Here is a 17743-nt window from a genome sequence, read left to right on the forward strand (position 1 = left end):
CATGAATCAGCCGCAAAAAGCCGGATTGGCACGCTGGCTCCCGATCCTGGATTGGGGGCGGCGTTACAACGGCGGGTTGCTGGGCGAGGATCTGCTGGCGGCCATCATCGTGGCGCTGATGCTGATCCCGCAGGCGCTGGCCTACGCCATGCTGGCGGGACTCCCGCCGGTGGTGGGGTTGTACGCGAGCCTGGTGCCGCTGGTCGTCTACACCCTGCTGGGGAGTAGCGCGACGCTCTCCGTCGGCCCGATGGCGGTGGTGTCTCTGATGACGGCATCGGCGCTTTCACAGGTTGCCGAGTCGGGATCGCCGAACTACATCGCCGCAGCCCTGGTGCTGGCACTGCTCTCCGGGGCCATTCTGCTGATCATGGGGCTATGTCGGCTGGGCTTCCTGGTCAACTTTCTGAGCCACCCGGTGATGACCGGCTTCGTCAGCGCCTCGGGCGTGCTGATCGCGGCAAGCCAGCTCAAACAGCTGCTCGGTATCGATCTCTCCGGTTCCACGCTGCCGGCACTGTTATCCCGGCTACCCTCGGCGCTGGACAGCGTCAGCCTGCCGACCGTGATCATTGGGATTGGGTCGCTGCTGCTACTGGGGCTGATACGGGGGTGGGGCAAGTCCGCGCTGGAACGCTGTCACGTACCGGCCCGTGTGGCTGCCGTGCTGGTCAAGCTGGCGCCCATCGTCACCATCGTGTTGGCGGCGCTGGTCGCCGGCGCGGCGGGATGGCTGGGCCGCGACGTGGCCGTCATCGGCGAGATCCCCGCCGGGCTGCCACCGCTGACCCTGCCCGATTGGGAGCCGGAGCTGTGGCGATCGCTGATCGGTTCGGCGGTGCTGATCAGCATCGTCGGCTACGTGGAGTCGGTCTCGGTGGCCCAGGCGCTGGCGGTGCGCCGCGGTGAGCGCGTCGATCCGGACCAGGAACTGATCGGGCTCGGCGGGGCCAATCTGGCGGCGGCGTTCACCGGCGGCATGCCGATCACCGGCGGCTTCTCCCGCTCCGTGGTCAATTTCGACGCCGGCGCTCGCACCCCGGCGTCCAGCGCGTTCACCGCCGTGGGTATCGCGTTGGCCATGCTGTTTCTGTCGCCCTGGCTGCGGGAACTACCGATGGCGACGCTGGCGGCGACCATCGTCATCGCCACCGTCTCGCTGATCGATCTGGCGGCGTTCAGGCGCGTCTGGCGCTATGCCCGCGGCGAAGGCATCGCCATGTCGGCGACCGCACTGGCAACGCTGATGCTGGGCGTCGACGTGGGCATTCTGGTCGGTGTCGCCATGTCGCTGGCGCTGCACCTCTATGGCACCAGCCGGCCTCATAGTGCGGAAGTCGGCCGCATTCCCGGCACCGAGCATTTTCGCAACGTCCGCCGCCACGCCGTGGAAACCGACGCCGGGGTCGCCATTCTGCGCGTCGACGAGAGCCTCTACTTCGCCAACGTCCGCCACCTGGAAGACCTGGTCACGGCAGTGGTTTCTCGCGATCCGTCGCCGCGGGATCTGGTATTGGCCTGTCAGGCGATCAACGTCATCGATGCCACGGCGCTGGAGAGTCTCGAGGCGCTCAATCGGCGTCTTCGAGACCGGCAGATCGGGCTGCATCTCGCCGAAGTGAAAGGCCCGGTGATGGATCGGCTGAGTCGCACTGAACTGCTCGAAACGCTCAATGGCCGCGTTTTCCTGAGCACCTTCGATGCCTGGTGCGAGCTGCACGGCCGTGGCTCTGCGCCGCTGAGCCATCCCTGTATCGAATCACCAATACCCGGTCATTCGGTGACTGCCGGCTGATGACGATAGTGGTAGAGATAGTGGTGGAGATAGTGGCAAAAGGAGCGAGATGGAAACGTTGAGTGCGTTGCAGGGGTTGCTGGGCGGGGTTCTGATCGGACTTTCCGCCACTCTGCTCATGGGGTTGCTGGGACGGATCGCCGGTATCAGCGGGATCCTCTCCGGGGTGGTTTTCGAGCGCGGCGTGGATAGGCCCTGGCGCTTCGCGTTTCTGCTAGGCCTCGTCTCCGGACCGGCCTTACTGATCCTGGCTGGTCTGGACTGGGGCAATGTGGCAAGCGATAGCGAGGCGATGATCGGTGCTCCGAGGAGGGGGCTGACGACGATGTTGATCGCCGGCCTGCTGGTCGGATTGGGCACCGGTCTGGGTAGCGGCTGCACCAGCGGGCACGGGGTCTGCGGCTTGGCGCGTCTGTCGCGCCGGTCGATGGCCGCAACGCTCGTCTTCGTGCTGGTTGCCATGCTGACCGTGTTCGTGTCGCGTCACTGGCTGGGAGGCGCATCATGAAAGCACTGGCAGGCTATCTGGCAGGGCTCACGTTCGGGCTCGGCCTGGCGATCAGCGGCATGACCGATCCGGCGCGGGTCATCGGTTTTCTCGATGTCGCCGGCGCCTGGGATCCGACCCTGATCTTCGTGCTGGGCGGAGCGGTCATCACCACGTTCATCGGTTATCGCCTCGTCTGGCGACGCCAGATGCCGCTGTTCGAATCCCGGTTCCAGCTGCCCACCCGCCGTAACCTCGATACCCGACTGCTGGGTGGTGCCGCACTTTTCGGTATCGGGTGGGGGCTTTCAGGGTATTGCCCGGGACCGGCGGTCGCCTCGCTGGCGGGGCTGAGCTGGCCGCTGGCGGCATTCATCATGACCCTGCTGCTGGGTTGGTGGCTGGCCCGTCGGCTCTCTCCCGCTCACTGATCGGCGAGCTCATTCCGACATCATCGCCGTCCGCCAGACTGTGGCATGAATGGATCGGATCGCAAACGGGGAAAACATGCGCGTACTACTCATCGAGGACGATGCACCGGTGGCGGCAGGCATCGAAGCGGGACTGGCGCTGAGCGACTTCGTCGTCGATATCGTGACCACGGTGGACGGTGCACGCGGGGCGTTGTCCGCGATCGACTACGATGCCGCGGTGCTCGATCGCCGTTTGCCCGACGGCGAGGGTCTGACGCTGTTGCAACAGTGGCGTCGTGCGGGTATTGCCATGCCAGTACTGATGCTGACGGCGAGAGACGCCGTTGCCAGTCGTGTCGAAGGGCTTCAGGGCGGAGCCGACGATTATCTGGTCAAACCGTTCGATCTGGATGAGTTGACGGCAAGGCTGCAGGCGCTGTTGCGCCGCAGCGCCGGGCAGGTCGACCGCTCCCTTCGCTACGGGCGCCTGGCGCTGGACCCCGTCGCTCGCAGCGTAACGTTGGATGGCGCACCGGTGGTGTTGGTGCGTCGCGAGCTGATGCTGCTGGAGGCGCTGATGCGCGCGCGTGGGCGGATCCTGAGCGCCGACCAGTTGAAGGATCGCCTTTACGGCATCGATGACGAGATCGAGAGCAACGCCCTCAACGTGCATATCTACCAGTTGCGTCGCAAGCTGGGACGCGAAGTGATCGAGACGGTCCGGGGCGTCGGCTACCGTCTCGGCGCGCTTCCCGCCGACGAGCGACTTCATGGCGATACGCCCTCATGAGCCTGCGGCTGCGTCTCGTCGCCACGCTCGGGATCACGCTGATGCTGCTGTGGGGGCTGACGGCGGCGTGGTCGATGCGCGATCTCTCGACCCAGCTCGAGCGTTCGCTGGATCAGCGTCTGGCTCAGTCGGCGCGAATGGTGGCCGGCCTGCTCGATCGCGTGCCGGCGGCGGCCTGGGATGGAGAAGTGGGCGAGACGTCGACCATCCCTGCGCTCGAGGGCGTCGCCTGCCGCGTGTCGTCGCTGCGCGGGCAGGTGGTGGCGGGTACGCACCCTGAAATGAACGATGTTCTCGCAGTCGATGACGAAGGCTACAGCTACCGCGATCACAACGGCCAGCGCTGGCGCGTCTATACCCTGGTCGACGACGACAAGCGCATCACCGTGGCGGATCGCCTGCGGGAGCGGGAGTCGTTGCTGGCCCAAGTACGCCGTGCGGCGTTCTATCCCTTTCTACTCGCTTCGATCGGCAGCCTGATCGCGCTTTGGTGGGGCGTGACCCGGGGTCTGTCGCCACTTTCGAGGCTGCAGCGGCGCCTGATGTCACGCGATCACGACGATCTCTCGGCACTGCCGATCCGCGGTTTGCCGGGGGAAATTCGTCCGCTGATCGATGGATTCAACACCCTGCTTGCGCGCACCCGGCGCATGCTGGAGTTGGAGCAGCGCTTTACCGACGATGCCGCGCATGAGCTGCGCACGCCGCTGACCGCGATTCGGACCCATCTTCAGATCGCGCGACGCGTCGACGGCGATCCCCACCAACAGGCGATGCAGCAGGCGGAGGCGGGCGTGGCGCGGCTGACGAAGACGCTCGACCAGTTGCTGTTGTTGGCACGCATGGAAAGCGAGGAGGTCGCGCAGGGGAGTGTCGACCCCACGCGGCTGGGAGAGGCCCTGGAGGCCGCGATGGTGGAGACCGGCAGTCGTGAACGGTGCCACTGGCGCGCATCAGTCGACCGACTTCATGTCGCGCTATCCGGGGAGTTGCTGGTGATTGCGCTGCGCAATCTGCTCGAGAATGCCATGCGGCACGGTTTGCCTGACACCCCGATCGAGATTGAAGCGCAGCGGATGAACGGCTTGGCCGTGATCGACATCGTCAGCCAGGGCGAGACCATCCCGCCCGAGCAGATCGCCCGCCTGACGGAGCGTTTTCATCGCGGCAATCATCCGCAGGGCAGCGGCCTGGGGTTATCCATCGTCGAGTCGATCGCCACCCGGGCCGGCGGCAGCCTGCGGCTCGCCTCCGGCGACGGTATCGGGCTGCGAGTCACCCTCTCGCTGCCCCTGGCCTGATTCGCCCGGGCGGATGAGTAAGGACGGGTGAGCAGGAGGTGGATAAGCAGGGGGGGACAGGAAAGCTCAGGGCGAGTCGCTACCCATGATGGTGTTCAGCTTGTTTGGCGAGGGAGCGCCCATGACCTTGTGCACCTCGCCATCGTCGTCCTGATAGAAAATCACCGGTGTGGCATAGAGCTGGGCGTCGCGCATCACTTGCGTATTGTCGGCGACCCTCTGCTCGCTCTGATCGGTTCCCTCGCTGTCCGGCATGGCGCCGGTGCGATAGTGTTCGGCGATCGCGGCGCTGGGATCGTCTGCAGCTAGAATCGCGGCGGCTTTCTCGGGGCTGTCCGCTTTCAGAATCCCCACCATCAGGTGACGAATTTGGACATCACCGTTTTCGACCCAAGGCTGAGCGTCCTGCCAGAACTTGCGGCAGTAGGGGCAATTGGGATCGCTGAAGGTGTAGACCACTCGCGATGCATCGGTATCGCCCTCGCGAACCCAATGGTGGTCCGCCATTGCCTTCCATAGCTCGGCATTCTTGGGCCCATCGACGAGCTGTTCCAGCGGCTCGGCGGAGACGTCCCGGCCCTGGGCGTCGATCAGCGTGCCGACGACGGCATGCTCGCCATCCGGCGTCAGATAGGCGGCCACACTCTGTCCTCGAATGCTGGCGCCGTAGCCCCTGAGTCCGCCGGGAGCATCGAATTCACCGTGAATGGTGAGGCCCTGCTGCTCGAGTGTCTGAATCGGCGCCGGCCAGTCGTCGGCGGCGGCGGGCAGGCTTGCCGCCAGGGCAATACCGGCGGCCAAGGGCAGCGCGAGCCGTAGTGGCATTATTCGGGGGGCGTGATTTTGCATCGGTGTCGTCTCCGGTTGTTAATGTCTAGCGGGAAGGTCGAGTGAAGCGCTCGAGACTGCGATCGAGCGTGGCACGGGAAAGCTCACCGAAGTGGGTATCGACGAGCTGACCGTCGGCGTCGTAGTAGAGGGTGGTCGGCATGGCCATCGCCCCCACTTCCCGACCGAAGGTCATGTCCGGATCGCGATAGAGATGATCGAGCGAGAGGGACTCCCGTTGCAGAAACGTCTCGATGGCGTCGACGCTCTCGCCCTGATTGACGAACACGAACGACACGTCGTCCCGTGCCTGCTGGGCCTGTTCCAGTATCGGCATCTCGCGACGACAGGGCGGACACCAGCTTGCCCAGAGATTGACCACCATGGGCCGATCGGCTTCCTGCAGCACGGTGAGCAGGGCCACCGACGAGCCATCGAGATCTGCCAGCGGGATCGAAGGCAGGCTCGCCCCGCGGGGCGCCATCAGCGTCAGGGCGCCAGCAGTCATCGACCACGCCAAAGCACCCGAGAGAACCGCTGCACCCAACGGGCGGCGCATGGCCGGCTGCCGCCAGAAACGCCAGGCCAGATAGGCGAAAGCGATCGCCAGCCCGGCCAGCGGCTCGAACCCGCGATCCCGGATGTCTAGCCAGGACCAGAACGTGTCGTAGCTCTGCCAGTAGCGGGCCACGAACACGATGCGTGCGCCGATGACGCCGATCAGCAACGCATTGAACAGAACATCGCCGACGCTGACCTGTCGACGACGGCCTATCCAGGCACCCACGATCAGGGCGACGACCATGGCCAGGGCCAGCAGAAGCTGACCCAGACTCACGCCCAGCGGTCCCAGGGCGATACTGCGATCGAGCGGATTCATGGTCAGCCCTCCGTGGACTCGTTGGCGCGCTGTCTGGCCTGCGTATAGCGGTCGAGAAAGGCTTCGGCATCCAGTTCACCGATGATGCGGGCGCTGCGCTGCTCCCGACCGTCAGGGCCGAACCACATCAGGGTCGGCGGACCGACGATGCCGAAGTGCTGCATGATCGCCTGACCCTCGTTGTCGTAATCCGTGACGTCGATACTCAGTCGCTGCACGTCCTGGAGCGCCTCCTTGACGGTCGGGTCGCTGAACACTTCCTGTTCGATGACTTCGCAGGAGACACACCAGTCGGCGGTGAATTCGACCAGTGTCATCTGGCCGCTGTTGGCGGTTGCCTGGACGCGGCGTTCGAGCGTGGCCAGATCCTTCACGTCTTCGAACGCGATAGGCCCGGACTCGCTGGCGTCTTTGGAGGCCGTTGCCACACCGCTCGGGACGTAGACCGACAGTGGCCGCCACGGATCCTTGGCGCCACCGGCGGCACCGATCAGGATCAACGCGCTCCACAGACCGATGATGGCGGCACTGGCGATGGCGAACTGGGGCAGAATGCCACCCGTGCCGTTGCCCCGCGCCATGGCGACGAGAGAGATCGCTACCCCCAGGCCCAGTGCGCCCCACAGGCCAAGAACGAGGGCATCCGAGAGGATTCGGGCGACGAACCAGATCGCCATGCCCAGCAGCACGAAGCCGAATAGCGCCTTGACGCGGGTCATCCACGCGCCAGGCCTGGGCAGCAACTGGTTGCCGAGCGTGCCGATCAGCACCAGCGGGGCGCCCATGCCGAGACCCAGCGCGAGCAGTGCCGCACCGCCCAACCACGGATTGCCGGTTTCAGCGATGAAGAGTAGAGCGCCGGCGAGTGGGGCGGTCATGCAGGGGCCGACCAGCAGGGCGGAGAGCACCCCCATGACGGCGACGCCCTTGAATCGGCCGCCGCGCTGTCTCGACAGTCCCGAATCCAGGCGTTGACGCAGCGCTCGCGGCAGTTCGAGCTCGAAGGCACCGAACATGGCGAGCGCCAGTACCACGAACAGCACCGAGAAAATGCCGATGAACCAGACATTCTGGAACAGCATCTGCAGATTGGCGCCGGCCGTGGCCGCGGCCACGCCCAGTATCGCGTAGGTCGCGGCCATGGGGAGAACGTAGGCGAGCGAGAGCACGAAGCCGGCGGCACGCGGATTCTCCCCGCTGCGACGTTGGCCGACGATCAGGCTGGAAAGAATGGGGATCATCGGCAGCACGCAAGGCGTGAACGTCAACAGCAGCCCCATGCCGAAGAACGCTGCCAGCGTCCACAGCCAGTCGCCACCGGCGAGCTGCGCCGCCAGCTGCTGATCTTCCGCCATCGCCGCGTCTGTCCGGGGCTTAGGCTGAGTGGTGGAGCCTGGCGCGATAGATGGTGATGTCGCGGATGACGCATTAGGCGCATCGGCCGAGGCATCCGTTCCCAGCGCGTTCGCGTCGGTGGTGCTGCTCCCCGAGGCATCTGCGATGGACTCCAGATCGAAGGTTCGCTGCTGGGGGGGATAGCAGAGGCCGGCATCGGCGCAACCCTGCCAACGCAGGGTAAGGGTATCGGCTTCCCCGGGCTGCGCGGTCATGCTCAACGCATGACGGTAGATTTCGGAGCGACCGAAGTACTCGTCCTCGATGGTCTTCCCCTCGGGGATATCGAGCGACAGTTCGCGCTCATCGGCTTGAGCAGAGAAGCTGTGGCGATAGAGGTAGTAACCGGGCTCGATCTGCCAGTCGATTTCCACCTCGTCGCCGTCTTGTATCAGCGTCGGTTCGAAGGCCTGATCCGGCGGCAGGAAGTCGCTCTGTTGCCCGAACGGATCCTGCGCCATGGACAGCGTGGCGACACCGAGCAATGCCAGCATCATGATCCACCGGAATCGCCTTGACCGCATTGACTTCCCCCTCGCTCCTGCCCGCATCGGTTGCGCTCCTGATTCGATGGCGACAGATTGGCCCATGGGGATGAGCTGAAAATGAACCCTTGCTATCGCTGCCGGTAGCGTATATTCATTTATTGAATATCGTTATTCTTTTTATGAGATCTAAGCGGAGGTCAAAATGGACAATTACCCCTCATCGCAGTGGTTCGACTCTTTGGGGCTGATTCGAGGCAAACCCGGTAATGCCGAACTGGCGATCCCCGGTTCACCGCTGCCCGTGGGGCAGGCGGTCGATCAGTGGCTTCCCGCGCCCGGCGAGACCTGTCATGGGCTCTTTCAGATTTCCAGTGCGGCCGATGCGACGGATCGAGTGCATGGCGGTGTCATGCGGCTGGTACGAACGCTCAATCTGATGGCTCAGGCCGAGGTGGCATGCCGGGCCGTGGTCGTCGTTGCCGGGCCGGCGACGCCATGCGTGTTGAAATCTGCAGCCTATCGCGAGCGGATTGCCGAGCCGTCGCTCGAGGAAAACCCCAACGCGCCCTGGTGGAGCGCTCTGCGCCAGCAAGGTGTACCGGTGCTGGTCTGCCTGCAGGCGCTGGCCGCTCAAGGGCTATCGCTCGAGGAGGTCGAAGCCGGTATCGAGCCCGTTCAGTCAGGCTTGAGCGCAGCGTTGGCACTAGGACGGCATGGGTTCGTCACGCTGTCTCTCTGATTCCGGCCCGGCGAAGATATCTCACTGGCGCTGGATCCTGCTGCCAGCGAAATGGTCGAGGGCGACCTCTACGCTACTACCGCTACTGCCGGAGCGGACGAGCGTGCCTGAGCCGCTGGTCTGATGCCGTCGATCTGGCGCCGCCGGTCTGATTCCTCAGGTCTGACGCTGCCGGTCCATGTCAGTGCCTCAGCCAGCCGTAGCAGGCGATGCCGAGCATGGTCATCGCGAACGAGCCGATGACGTGTACCAGGGTGCCGGTCAGCGCCCAGGCCCAACGACCGTTCTGGATGGCGCCGACCATTTCGGCCGAAAAGGTGGAGAAGGTCGTCAAAGCGCCCAACAGGCCGGTGATCGCGAATAGCTTCCACTCCACGCTGAGCGAGGAATCCTGAAAGAAGCTGAGCGCGACGCCGATCAGCCAGGCGCCAGCCAGATTGGCGATCAGCGTGCCGGGGGGGATGTGCAGGAAGTAGCCGTTGTACTGGGCACCAAGCCACCAGCGAAGATTGGCACCGATCGCGGCGCCGGCGCTGATGGCCAGAATGGGGATCCACATGCTGTTGAATTCCTCGTCAGAAGCTCGTTGGCAGAGCGGTGTCCCGGGGCGAGGAGTGCTATCGATGTTCACGCCTGCACAGGACACACCTCGGGTGTGTTGGCAGGCATCATCAGCGCGAGGCGGTTTGCCGGGGCTCTGGGCGCGCCGCGGCGGGAGGAATGCCATCTCCCGCTGCTACTTTAGTCAGACCTCGGTCTCCCGGCAAGAGTGATCGTCCCGCGGTGGCTTTCCGGAGGAGCGGCCAGTGCTGCTCAGGGTTGCACCAGCCACAGGCTTCGATAGGGCCGCAGGATGTCGCGTTCGTCGGGATGCGGACTCCAGTTTTTGCCGTCCTTGAGTACGTCGTACCACTCGCCGTCGTTCAATTCATCGATCGCCAGCGGCTGGCGCGTATCGCTGATGTTGTAGATCGCCAGCAGGCGACGGCCATTGGCGAGCGGCCCGCGCTCGATGGCGAAGATGCCCGGAGGCGTGTCGAGCACGCGCTGTGCCGCCTCGGGATGAAAACACGGCTCGTTGGCACGGATGTTGAGGCGTCTTTTCAATGAGGTGAACGCCTCACGGGTCGGCGTGCTGCGGCTGTCGATGAGTTCGTCCAGCTCTTCCTTGGGCCAGCGACGTCGGTTGATCGAGCGCAACTTGCCGCTGCGCTCGACGCCGCCATGGTCGTTGAGCGTCGCGGTCAATGTGTGGAAGTAGACCCCCGGGATACCCTGCAGCGCCAGCATCAGGTTCTGACTGCACAGGAAGCGTTCCACTTGCCAGGCGTCCGCGCCCCGGCGCGTGCCCTTGAGAGCGTCGTAGTAGGTGATGTTGATCTCGTAGGGAGAATCGCTGCCATCGGCGTTGGTCTTCATGCTGACGTAGCCGCCGAAGCGGTGCATCAGCTCGAGCATGACCTCGACCTCGTGGGGCGGCAGCAGTCCTTCGAGTGCTCTGACCCCGATTCCGTCATGGCTGGCGGTGAAGTTGAAATAGGTGCAGCCCGGCGGCAGCGCCGGCAGGCTTCGCGCCCACTCGCTCAGGGTGGTGGCATCGCCGCTGGTCAGCGTGTGCACCAGCAGCGGCGGCAGCGTGAACTGATAGATCATGTGCGCTTCGTCGGGCATCGACTGGGGCGGCAGAGCCTCGCTGCCAGTCTCGCCTGGAGCCAGCCGTTCCAGCCCAAAGTAACTCATGTTCTCGTGATGCGGCACGTTGGTTTCGGTGATCAACAGCGTACCCGGCGCCATGAAATCCAGAATGGCCCGCAGCAGACGCACGATGGCATGGGTCTGGGGCAGGTGAACGCAGGAGGTGCCGACCTCCTTCCACAGATAGGTGATCGCATCGAGTCGAATGAGGCGCGCACCCTGCTGGACGTAGTAGAGCAGGATGCCGATGAATTCGAGCAGGACGTCCGGGTTGGCGAAATTGAGGTCGATCTGGTCCTCGGAGAAGGTCGCCCATAGATGCCGAGTGCCTCGGCGCGTCGAGACCGGCACCAGCAGCGGCGAGTTGCGCGGCCGCGTGACCATGGAGAGATCCGTGTCCGGATCCATCTCGATGAAATAGTCGCGGCCCGGTTGCGTTCCGGAGAGGTAGTCGATGAACCAGAGTGAATCGCGGGAGACGTGGTTGATGACCAGATCGACCATCAGATCGACTCGGGAGGCGAGTCGACGCACGTCCTGCCAGTCACCGAGTTTGGGGTTCACCTCGCGGTAATGAATCACCGAGAAGCCGTCGTCGCTGCTCCAGGGAAAGAACGGCAGGATATGCAGGCCGCTGAACGTGCCGTTGAGCCGCGTGGCGAGGAAGTCGTCCAGCACCTCGAGCGGAGGACGCTCGCCATCGATGATGGTGTCGCCGTAAGTGATCAGAATCTGGTCGCGTTCGCTCCACATCGGACGGGGCGCCGTGTCCAATGCACTTCGCTGGTGCATCAGCAAGGTCATCAGTCGTCGCATGACCTCGTCACGGCGAGGGCCGTAGACCTCTTCCAGACGCGCGGCGGCGCACTCGATGAAGGCTTCTTCGGAAAGCGCATGATAGTTCGCGGCACGGCTGGGCATGGGAGCGATTCCTGATCATCGGATGGCGTACGCGGCGCACGGGTCGGAACGCCGATGTGGCGGTTGGTTACGGTATCCTTGCAGAAGACGGGCCAACATGAAAATTGACGGGGACTTTCAGTGTATTTCCGCTAGATTGGTCAAACCGTTACACTCTCTATCATTCATTCGACACCGTTCTCGCGTTTGCTTGACAGGTTATCTCGTTTACTCGGCAAGTATCATCTCGTTCAACAACAGTGGCGGTTCCCGAGTCGCCCAAGCCCACAGGTAGATTCCGACGATGCATTGCCCGTTCTGTGGTACGCACGATACCAAGGTGACCGACTCCCGCCTGGTGGCCGAGGGCGATCAGGTGCGTCGCCGCCGTCAGTGCGCCGCATGCGGGGAGCGCTTCACGACCTACGAGACCGCCGAGCTGGTGATGCCCCGCGTGGTCAAGTCCGACGGCTCCCGCGAAAGCTTCGACGAGCAGAAGATGCGTGCCGGCATGGCGCTCTCCCTCGAAAAGCGCCCGGTCAGCGTGGAGTCCTTCGAAGCCGCCGTCGAGCGTATCCGTCAGCGGCTGCGGGCTCGCGGTGATCGCGAAGTCGAGGCCCGCGAGGTCGGGGAGGAAGTGATGGAGACGCTCAAGCGTCTCGACCACGTCGCCTACATTCGTTTTGCCTCTGTCTACCGCCGCTTCCAGGATCTCGACGAGTTCCGGGCCGAGATCGATCGGCTGTCCCAGGAACCGAACCATTCCTCGAGTGACGACGACAACCCGCGCTGAATCGGCACTGTTTCCATTCGGCAGCTCGACCCTCCAAGCTGCCGTCTTCTCGAGCGAGCCGCCATGTCTGACCCTTTGTCCATGTCTCCGTCCAGATCTTCCGTTGCAGCCACCGGCACTCCTCATGCCAGCATGAGTCGGGCCATTCAGCTTGCCTGGCGGGGGCAATACACCTGTGACCCCAATCCGCGCGTCGGCTGCGTGCTGGTCAAGGATGGCCAGGTCGTCGGCGAGGGTTTCCATGCGCGTGCCGGCGAAGCGCATGCCGAGATCAACGCGCTGCGAATGGCCGGTGAGGCCGCGCGCGGGGCGACGGCGTTCGTCACACTCGAGCCCTGCTCGCATACCGGGCGCACCGGCCCCTGCAGCCAGGCATTGATCGAGGCCGGCGTCGCGAGGGTGGTGGCGGCGATGGAGGATCCCAATCCGCAGGTTTCGGGACGTGGTTTCGCGATGCTGCGCGAGGCAGGTATCGACGTCGAAGTGGGGCTGCTGGAGGAGGACGCGCACCAGCTCAATCCCGGATTCATCCGCCGCATGCGCGACGGCATGCCGCGTGTCACCTTGAAGATGGCGATGAGTCTCGATGGCCGTACGGCGATGGCCGACGGAGAATCCCAGTGGATCACCGGGCCCGTCGCGCGGCAGCAGGTTCAGCGACTGCGCGCCGCCTCGAGCGCCATACTGGCGGGCGTGGAATCGATCATTTTCGACGATTCCCGGTTGACGGTGCGCGCCGAGCAGTTGGGGCTGGAAAATGGCGCCGAGATCGCCCAGCGCCAGCCGCTACGAGTGATCCTCGATAGTAGTCTGCGTCTGCCGTTGGCCGCGGCTTGTCTAAGCGAACCCGGGCGTACGCTGGTCTTCACGCTGCAGGATGAAACCGATCCGCGCTGGAGCAAGCTGGCGGCCGCCGGTGCTGAACTGGTCTCGATGCCCGCCAACGCCGAAGGGCGTGTCGAGTTCGACGCCGTGCTGCGCTATCTGGCGACTCGGGAGGCTTGCAACGAGGTCCTCGTCGAGACCGGCGCCACGCTGGCCGGTGCGCTGCTGGAGGCGGACTGCGTCGACCGGCTGGAGCTGTTCATGGCGGCGACGCTGCTGGGCAGCGAAGCTCGGCCGCTGTTCGCGTTGCCGGGGCTGGCCAAGATGAGCCAGCAGCGGCGATTGAAAATCGAGGATATCCGCGCGCTGGGAGACGACTGGCGCATATCCGCGCGTCCGGTCTGATCTGATGTTCCGGGACCTGATCTCCGGGTCCTGATATTCGATGGCCCGATACCCGCGAGGCGCTGGCCATGCCTGCCGGCAATTCCGGGGCTACGGGCGTCGCCATCACCCGACAGTGGCGTCCGTGTCTCGCGACAGGTAGGCTGTGCCGCATCGAGCCTTCGTGCTTTCGAGATCGTGAATTCCGTGGACGAATCAGCAATGACGACAGCGCAACCGAGCCAGCTGGCCCGCATCGAGGTCCTGATCGAAGAGATTCGGCAGGGCAGGATGGTCATCCTGATGGATGACGAGGATCGCGAAAACGAAGGCGATATCATCATGGCGGCCGAGTGCGTCGAGGCCGAGCATATCAATTTCATGGCGCGGCACGCCCGCGGGCTGATCTGCCAGCCAATGTCGAAGGCGCGCTGCCAGCAGTTGAAGCTGCCGTTGATGGTCAGTGACAACGGTTCCGGCTACGGCACCAAGTTCACCGTTTCCATCGAGGCTGCCAACGGCGTCTCCACGGGTATCTCCGCTGCCGATCGCGCGCTCACCGTGCGTGCGGCGGCGGCGCGTGGCGCCAGGCCGGAAGATATCGTTCAGCCGGGTCATATCTTCCCGCTGATGGCGGAGCCGGGTGGCGTGCTGCGTCGGGCCGGCCATACCGAAGCAGCCTGCGATCTGGCGACCATGGCCGGGTTCGAGGCGACCGGCGTGATCTGCGAGATCATGAACGACGACGGCAGCATGGCGCGGCGTCCGGAACTCGAGCACTTCGCCGCCGAGCACGACATCAAGATCGGCACCATTGCCGATCTGATCCACTATCGCATGCTCAACGAGCGCACCGTCGACGCGGTGGAGCAGACCCCTGTGACGACCGCCTTCGGCGAGATGATGCTGCACGTGTTCCACGACACCATTCAGGACAAGCATCACCTGGCGCTAGTGAAGGGCAAACCCGAGCGCGACTCGGCGACGACGGTGCGCGTGCATGGCGGGGATACGCTTCGTGACCTGCTGGCGCTATGCCGGGGGGACAGCCACTGGACGGCTCATACCGCGTTGGCCGAGATCGCTCGGGCGGAAGCCGGCGTGTTCGTGCTGCTCGACGATGCCCGTCCCGAGGGCGACTTCAAACAGCAGCTCGATGTGCTGTTGGGGCGGCGCGCTTCACCGCGTTCCAGCGCCTCCGACGGCTCGGGGAATTTCCTGTCGATCGGCACCGGCGCGCAAATCCTGCGTCAGCTCGGCGTCGGCAAGATGCGGCTTTTGAGTTCGCCGTGGCGCTTCTCCGCGCTGTCCGGTTTCGATCTGGAAGTGGTCGAGCTGGTCAGCGGCGACGCCTGAGCGAAGCAAGAGTCGAGATCTCGCAATCCTGGTGAGGATAGCCAGGCCGCGCGGCCATGGTAAGATGGCCGGCTTCGCGCGCCGAGCGCCAGCGTCTGGCGCCGGCCAATCAGACTGTTTTATCGTGTGTCAGGTTCGAATGCGTGATGAACCTGGCGCAGTGTATCCGGAAACCGACAATGCAACCGATCGCTCAACTGGAAGGTCAGTTCACCGATGTCGATGGCCGCTACGCCATCGTCGTGGGACGCTTCAATCACCACGTCGTCGATAGCCTCGTCGAAGGTGCCGTCGACAGCCTGACGCGCCATGGCGTCAGTGAAGAGAACATCGAGCTGATTCATGTTCCGGGCGCCTGGGAACTGCCGCTGGCGGTCAAGCGCGTGCTGCAGGTTTCTCGACCCGACGCCGTGGTGGCGCTGGGGGCGGTGATTCGTGGCGGCACACCGCACTTCGAATATGTGGCGGGCAACTGCAATGCTTCGCTCAGCAGCTTGCAACTCGAGTTCGGAACCCCGATCGCCAACGGCGTGTTGACGGTCAATTCGATCGATCAGGCGATCGAGCGCGCTGGCACCAAGGCCGGCAACAAGGGCACCGAAGCGGCGATGGCGGCAATGGAAATGGTATCTCTGTTCAAGCGACTGGGAGGCGAGGCATGAGTACACCGTCACGGCAGCCGTCACCGGCTCAGGAATCGCGCCGCGCCGCCCGCGAACTGGCCGTTCAGGGTCTTTATCAGTGGCAGATGACCGGCAAGTCGATCACCGCCGTCGAGGCCGAATTTCGCGCTCAGGTCGGCGATGACGATCTCGAGGATCACGAAAACTGGCACAAGGTGATGCAGATCGCCGACCAGGCGCTGTTCCATGACCTGCTGCACAATACCGCCAACCAGAAAGCCGAGCTGGACGCGGCCATCGCGCCGCTGCTCGACCGCCGGCTGGAAGACCTCGACCGGATCGAACTCGCCATTCTGCGCCTCGGCGCCTACGAGCTGAAGCATCGTCCCGAAGTTCCCTACCGCGCGGTGATCAACGAAGGGGTCGAGCTGGCCAAGATCTTTGGCGCGACCGATGGTCACAAATACGTCAACGGCACTCTCGACAAGCTCGCCTCGCGACTTCGGGGCGCCGAGGTCGCTGCTCGCCGTCGTTGATATGAATCGCGCTTCGTCGAGCGAATTCGAGCTGATCGCACGCTACCTGTCGCGCCCCGCGGCGCCGGAGCGTAGCGACGTCGTCGTCGGAAACGGCGACGACTGCGCCGTGCTGACGCCGTCTCCCGGGCATCAGCTGGCGATCAGCGTCGATACGTCCGTGGTCGATGTCCACTTTCCCCAAGACGCCCCGCCGGCGGCCATCGGTCATCGGGCCCTGGCCGTTGCCTTGAGCGATCTTGCGGCGATGGGCGCGAAGGCGCGTTGGTGCTGCATGGCGCTGACGCTGCCCGCGGCCGATGCCGAATGGCTGGCGGCGTTCGCCGAGGGCTTTCGTGAACTGGCCGACCGCAGCGGTTGCGAACTGATCGGCGGCGACGTCACGCGAGGTCCGCTGACGATCGGCGTGACAGTGCATGGCGAGCTTCCGTCCGGCACGGCATTGCGGCGTAGCGGCGCGCGGGAGGGCGATCTGATCGCGGTGACCGGCTATCCCGGTCGTGCCGCCGCCGGGCTCGAGCGTTGGCAGCGCGGCGAGCAGGAGTCCGATCACCCGTTGCTCGAGGCCTATCTACGCCCAGAGCCACGCCTGGCGGCCGGTGAAGCGTTGCGGGGGCTGGCCAGCAGCGCGATCGACGTTTCCGATGGCCTGCTGGCGGATCTGGGGCACGTGCTGGCGGCGTCCGGTGTCGGCGCTCGGCTCGACGTCGAGGCCTTGCCGCTGGCGACGCCGCTGCGGGCGATTCTTGAGCTGGACGATGTCCGCGAGCGGGTCCTCAATGGCGGCGACGACTACGAACTGCTGGTAACGCTTTCGGCCGCCGATCTGGCCGAGGCCCAGCGCCGGCTCGCGCCTTTGCATCTGCCGTTGACGCCCATCGGCCGAGTCGTTGCCGGTGAAGGCATCGAGGGAGTTGCGCCGCATTATCTGGCGCACCGCGGCTGGGACCACTTCCCGGAGGTCGTCTCATGAATCGGGCTCCTTCGAGCGTCTGGCGCCGTCCGACACATTTCCTGGCCTTTGGGCTGGGCAGCGGCGCGGTGCCGTTCGCGCCCGGAACCTTCGGCACCCTGGCCGCGATTCCGTTCTACTGGCTGCTCTCGGGTCTGCCGTTGACGATCTATCTGGGCTTGATGGGCATCGCGACGCTGGTCGGCATCTGGCTTTGCGAGACCACCTCTCGCGACCTCGGCGTTCACGATCATTCCGGCATCGTCTGGGACGAGTTCGTCGGTTACTGGCTGACCATGGCGGCGGTGCCGTTCTCCTGGGAGGCCGCGTTGTGGGGTTTCGTGGTGTTCCGCGTGTTCGACATTCTCAAGCCCTGGCCGATCCGCTGGGTCGATCGTCGCGTTGCGGGAGGGATCGGCATCATGTTCGATGACATCCTGGCCGGCGTCTACGCCTGGAGCACGATGCATCTGTGGTTCTGGCTGCACTGAGTCAGGAGTCAGGAGCCAGGAGCCACGAGCGAAACAAGACGACGCCCCATGCAGGCCGAGTCAGTGTGGATC

At 64.6% G+C, this 17743-nt stretch carries 18 protein-coding genes and 1 riboswitch; of the genes, 13 read left to right on the forward strand and 5 right to left on the reverse strand.

The features are described 5' to 3' along the window. Position 1: 1 nt before the first annotated feature. The 5 genes from DOM58_RS09720 to DOM58_RS09740 all read left to right on the forward strand — a co-directional run bounded on the left by DOM58_RS09720 (position 2) and on the right by DOM58_RS09740 (position 4786). Positions 2 to 1795: a SulP family inorganic anion transporter gene (locus DOM58_RS09720; RefSeq protein WP_110692674.1), complete on the forward strand. Its 1794-nt coding sequence runs from the start codon at positions 2 to 4 to the stop codon at positions 1793 to 1795. Positions 1796 to 1844: 49 nt separating this feature from the next. Next, positions 1845 to 2303 (forward strand): YeeE/YedE family protein, encoded by a 459-nt coding sequence (locus tag DOM58_RS09725; protein WP_110692675.1) that lies wholly within the window; start codon positions 1845 to 1847, stop codon positions 2301 to 2303. Beyond that, a complete protein-coding gene (locus DOM58_RS09730) occupies positions 2300 to 2713 on the forward strand; it encodes a DUF6691 family protein (protein ID WP_110692676.1) in 414 nt (137 codons plus the stop codon). Before DOM58_RS09725 ends, DOM58_RS09730 begins: the two co-directional genes overlap by 4 nt. A gap of 76 nt (positions 2714 to 2789) precedes the next feature. After that, complete coding sequence (locus DOM58_RS09735; RefSeq protein ID WP_110692677.1) at positions 2790 to 3485, forward strand: response regulator; 696 nt, start codon at positions 2790 to 2792, stop codon at positions 3483 to 3485. Further along, the gene (locus tag DOM58_RS09740; RefSeq protein ID WP_110692678.1) at positions 3482 to 4786 is read left to right on the forward strand and encodes an ATP-binding protein; all 1305 of its coding nucleotides are present in this window, start codon (positions 3482 to 3484) and stop codon (positions 4784 to 4786) included. The genes DOM58_RS09735 and DOM58_RS09740 overlap by 4 nt, the downstream gene beginning before the upstream one ends. A gap of 66 nt (positions 4787 to 4852) precedes the next feature. On the opposite strand, the gene dsbG is transcribed toward DOM58_RS09740, so the two are convergent. The 3 genes from dsbG to dsbD are packed head-to-tail and all read right to left on the reverse strand — an operon-like array spanning position 4853 to position 8383. Next, entirely contained in the window at positions 4853 to 5635 is a 783-nt protein-coding gene (gene dsbG, locus DOM58_RS09745) for a thiol:disulfide interchange protein DsbG (RefSeq protein ID WP_245392217.1), read from the reverse strand. Between the two features lie 25 nt (positions 5636 to 5660). Then, the gene (locus DOM58_RS09750; protein ID WP_110692680.1) at positions 5661 to 6494 is read right to left on the reverse strand and encodes a prolipoprotein diacylglyceryl transferase family protein; all 834 of its coding nucleotides are present in this window, start codon (positions 6492 to 6494) and stop codon (positions 5661 to 5663) included. Between the two features lie 2 nt (positions 6495 to 6496). Further along, positions 6497 to 8383 (reverse strand): protein-disulfide reductase DsbD, encoded by a 1887-nt coding sequence (gene dsbD / locus DOM58_RS09755; protein WP_245392218.1) that lies wholly within the window; start codon positions 8381 to 8383, stop codon positions 6497 to 6499. Between the two features lie 196 nt (positions 8384 to 8579). On the opposite strand from dsbD, the gene DOM58_RS09760 reads away from it, so the two are divergent. Then, a complete protein-coding gene (locus DOM58_RS09760; protein WP_110692682.1) occupies positions 8580 to 9116 on the forward strand; it encodes a DsrE family protein in 537 nt (178 codons plus the stop codon). A 181-nt stretch (positions 9117 to 9297) separates the two neighbouring features. Here DOM58_RS09760 and crcB read toward each other — a convergent pair whose 3' ends face one another. After that, a complete protein-coding gene (gene crcB / locus DOM58_RS09765) occupies positions 9298 to 9675 on the reverse strand; it encodes a fluoride efflux transporter CrcB (protein WP_075562798.1) in 378 nt (125 codons plus the stop codon). A gap of 96 nt (positions 9676 to 9771) precedes the next feature. Next, positions 9772 to 9856, reverse strand: a riboswitch (Fluoride riboswitch). A gap of 73 nt (positions 9857 to 9929) precedes the next feature. Then, the gene (locus DOM58_RS09770; RefSeq protein ID WP_110692683.1) at positions 9930 to 11732 is read right to left on the reverse strand and encodes a sugar phosphorylase; all 1803 of its coding nucleotides are present in this window, start codon (positions 11730 to 11732) and stop codon (positions 9930 to 9932) included. Positions 11733 to 12015: 283 nt separating this feature from the next. On the opposite strand from DOM58_RS09770, the gene nrdR reads away from it, so the two are divergent. From nrdR to DOM58_RS09805, 7 genes are all read left to right on the forward strand, one after another. After that, positions 12016 to 12504 carry a transcriptional regulator NrdR gene (gene nrdR / locus DOM58_RS09775; protein WP_075562796.1) on the forward strand — a complete coding sequence of 163 codons (489 nt, stop codon included), beginning with the start codon at positions 12016 to 12018 and terminating at the stop codon, positions 12502 to 12504. A 63-nt stretch (positions 12505 to 12567) separates the two neighbouring features. Further along, a complete protein-coding gene (gene ribD, locus DOM58_RS09780) occupies positions 12568 to 13734 on the forward strand; it encodes a bifunctional diaminohydroxyphosphoribosylaminopyrimidine deaminase/5-amino-6-(5-phosphoribosylamino)uracil reductase RibD (protein ID WP_425353392.1) in 1167 nt (388 codons plus the stop codon). Between the two features lie 201 nt (positions 13735 to 13935). After that, positions 13936 to 15069, forward strand: coding sequence for a bifunctional 3,4-dihydroxy-2-butanone-4-phosphate synthase/GTP cyclohydrolase II (gene ribBA / locus DOM58_RS09785; protein ID WP_110692685.1), 1134 nt, complete (start codon positions 13936 to 13938; stop codon positions 15067 to 15069). A gap of 179 nt (positions 15070 to 15248) precedes the next feature. Continuing rightward, on the forward strand, positions 15249 to 15731 hold the full coding sequence (gene ribH, locus DOM58_RS09790) for a 6,7-dimethyl-8-ribityllumazine synthase (protein ID WP_075562793.1): 483 nt from the start codon (positions 15249 to 15251) through the stop codon (positions 15729 to 15731). After that, positions 15728 to 16228, forward strand: coding sequence for a transcription antitermination factor NusB (nusB, locus tag DOM58_RS09795; protein ID WP_075562792.1), 501 nt, complete (start codon positions 15728 to 15730; stop codon positions 16226 to 16228). The genes ribH and nusB overlap by 4 nt, the downstream gene beginning before the upstream one ends. Before the next feature lies 1 nt (position 16229). Then, entirely contained in the window at positions 16230 to 17201 is a 972-nt protein-coding gene (gene thiL, locus DOM58_RS09800; protein WP_110692686.1) for a thiamine-phosphate kinase, read from the forward strand. After that, entirely contained in the window at positions 17198 to 17671 is a 474-nt protein-coding gene (locus DOM58_RS09805; RefSeq protein ID WP_075562790.1) for a phosphatidylglycerophosphatase A family protein, read from the forward strand. Before thiL ends, DOM58_RS09805 begins: the two co-directional genes overlap by 4 nt. Positions 17672 to 17743: the final 72 nt, after the last annotated feature.

Source organism: Salinicola halophyticus (assembly GCF_003206695.1).
Taxonomy (GTDB): Bacteria; Pseudomonadota; Gammaproteobacteria; order Pseudomonadales; family Halomonadaceae; genus Salinicola; species Salinicola halophyticus.

Bases quoted from the DNA above. Each gene is read 5' to 3' on its own strand.
- DOM58_RS09750 (WP_110692680.1), bottom strand. From the start codon at position 6,494: ATGAATCCGCTCGATCGCAGTATCGCCCTGGGACCGCTGGGCGTGAGT.
- DOM58_RS09720 (WP_110692674.1), top strand. From the start codon at position 2: ATGAATCAGCCGCAAAAAGCCGGATTGGCACGCTGGCTCCCGATCCTG.
- DOM58_RS09725 (WP_110692675.1), top strand. From the start codon at position 1,845: ATGGAAACGTTGAGTGCGTTGCAGGGGTTGCTGGGCGGGGTTCTGATC.
- DOM58_RS09770 (WP_110692683.1), bottom strand. From the start codon at position 11,732: ATGCCCAGCCGTGCCGCGAACTATCATGCGCTTTCCGAAGAAGCCTTC.
- dsbG (WP_245392217.1), bottom strand. From the start codon at position 5,635: ATGCAAAATCACGCCCCCCGAATAATGCCACTACGGCTCGCGCTGCCC.
- ribBA (WP_110692685.1), top strand. From the start codon at position 13,936: ATGACGACAGCGCAACCGAGCCAGCTGGCCCGCATCGAGGTCCTGATC.
- ribH (WP_075562793.1), top strand. From the start codon at position 15,249: ATGCAACCGATCGCTCAACTGGAAGGTCAGTTCACCGATGTCGATGGC.
- crcB (WP_075562798.1), bottom strand. From the start codon at position 9,675: ATGTGGATCCCCATTCTGGCCATCAGCGCCGGCGCCGCGATCGGTGCC.
- DOM58_RS09730 (WP_110692676.1), top strand. From the start codon at position 2,300: ATGAAAGCACTGGCAGGCTATCTGGCAGGGCTCACGTTCGGGCTCGGC.
- DOM58_RS09760 (WP_110692682.1), top strand. From the start codon at position 8,580: ATGGACAATTACCCCTCATCGCAGTGGTTCGACTCTTTGGGGCTGATT.
- ribD (WP_425353392.1), top strand. From the start codon at position 12,568: ATGTCTGACCCTTTGTCCATGTCTCCGTCCAGATCTTCCGTTGCAGCC.
- DOM58_RS09735 (WP_110692677.1), top strand. From the start codon at position 2,790: ATGCGCGTACTACTCATCGAGGACGATGCACCGGTGGCGGCAGGCATC.
- dsbD (WP_245392218.1), bottom strand. From the start codon at position 8,383: ATGCTGGCATTGCTCGGTGTCGCCACGCTGTCCATGGCGCAGGATCCG.
- DOM58_RS09740 (WP_110692678.1), top strand. From the start codon at position 3,482: ATGAGCCTGCGGCTGCGTCTCGTCGCCACGCTCGGGATCACGCTGATG.
- nusB (WP_075562792.1), top strand. From the start codon at position 15,728: ATGAGTACACCGTCACGGCAGCCGTCACCGGCTCAGGAATCGCGCCGC.
- thiL (WP_110692686.1), top strand. From the start codon at position 16,230: ATGAATCGCGCTTCGTCGAGCGAATTCGAGCTGATCGCACGCTACCTG.
- nrdR (WP_075562796.1), top strand. From the start codon at position 12,016: ATGCATTGCCCGTTCTGTGGTACGCACGATACCAAGGTGACCGACTCC.
- DOM58_RS09805 (WP_075562790.1), top strand. From the start codon at position 17,198: ATGAATCGGGCTCCTTCGAGCGTCTGGCGCCGTCCGACACATTTCCTG.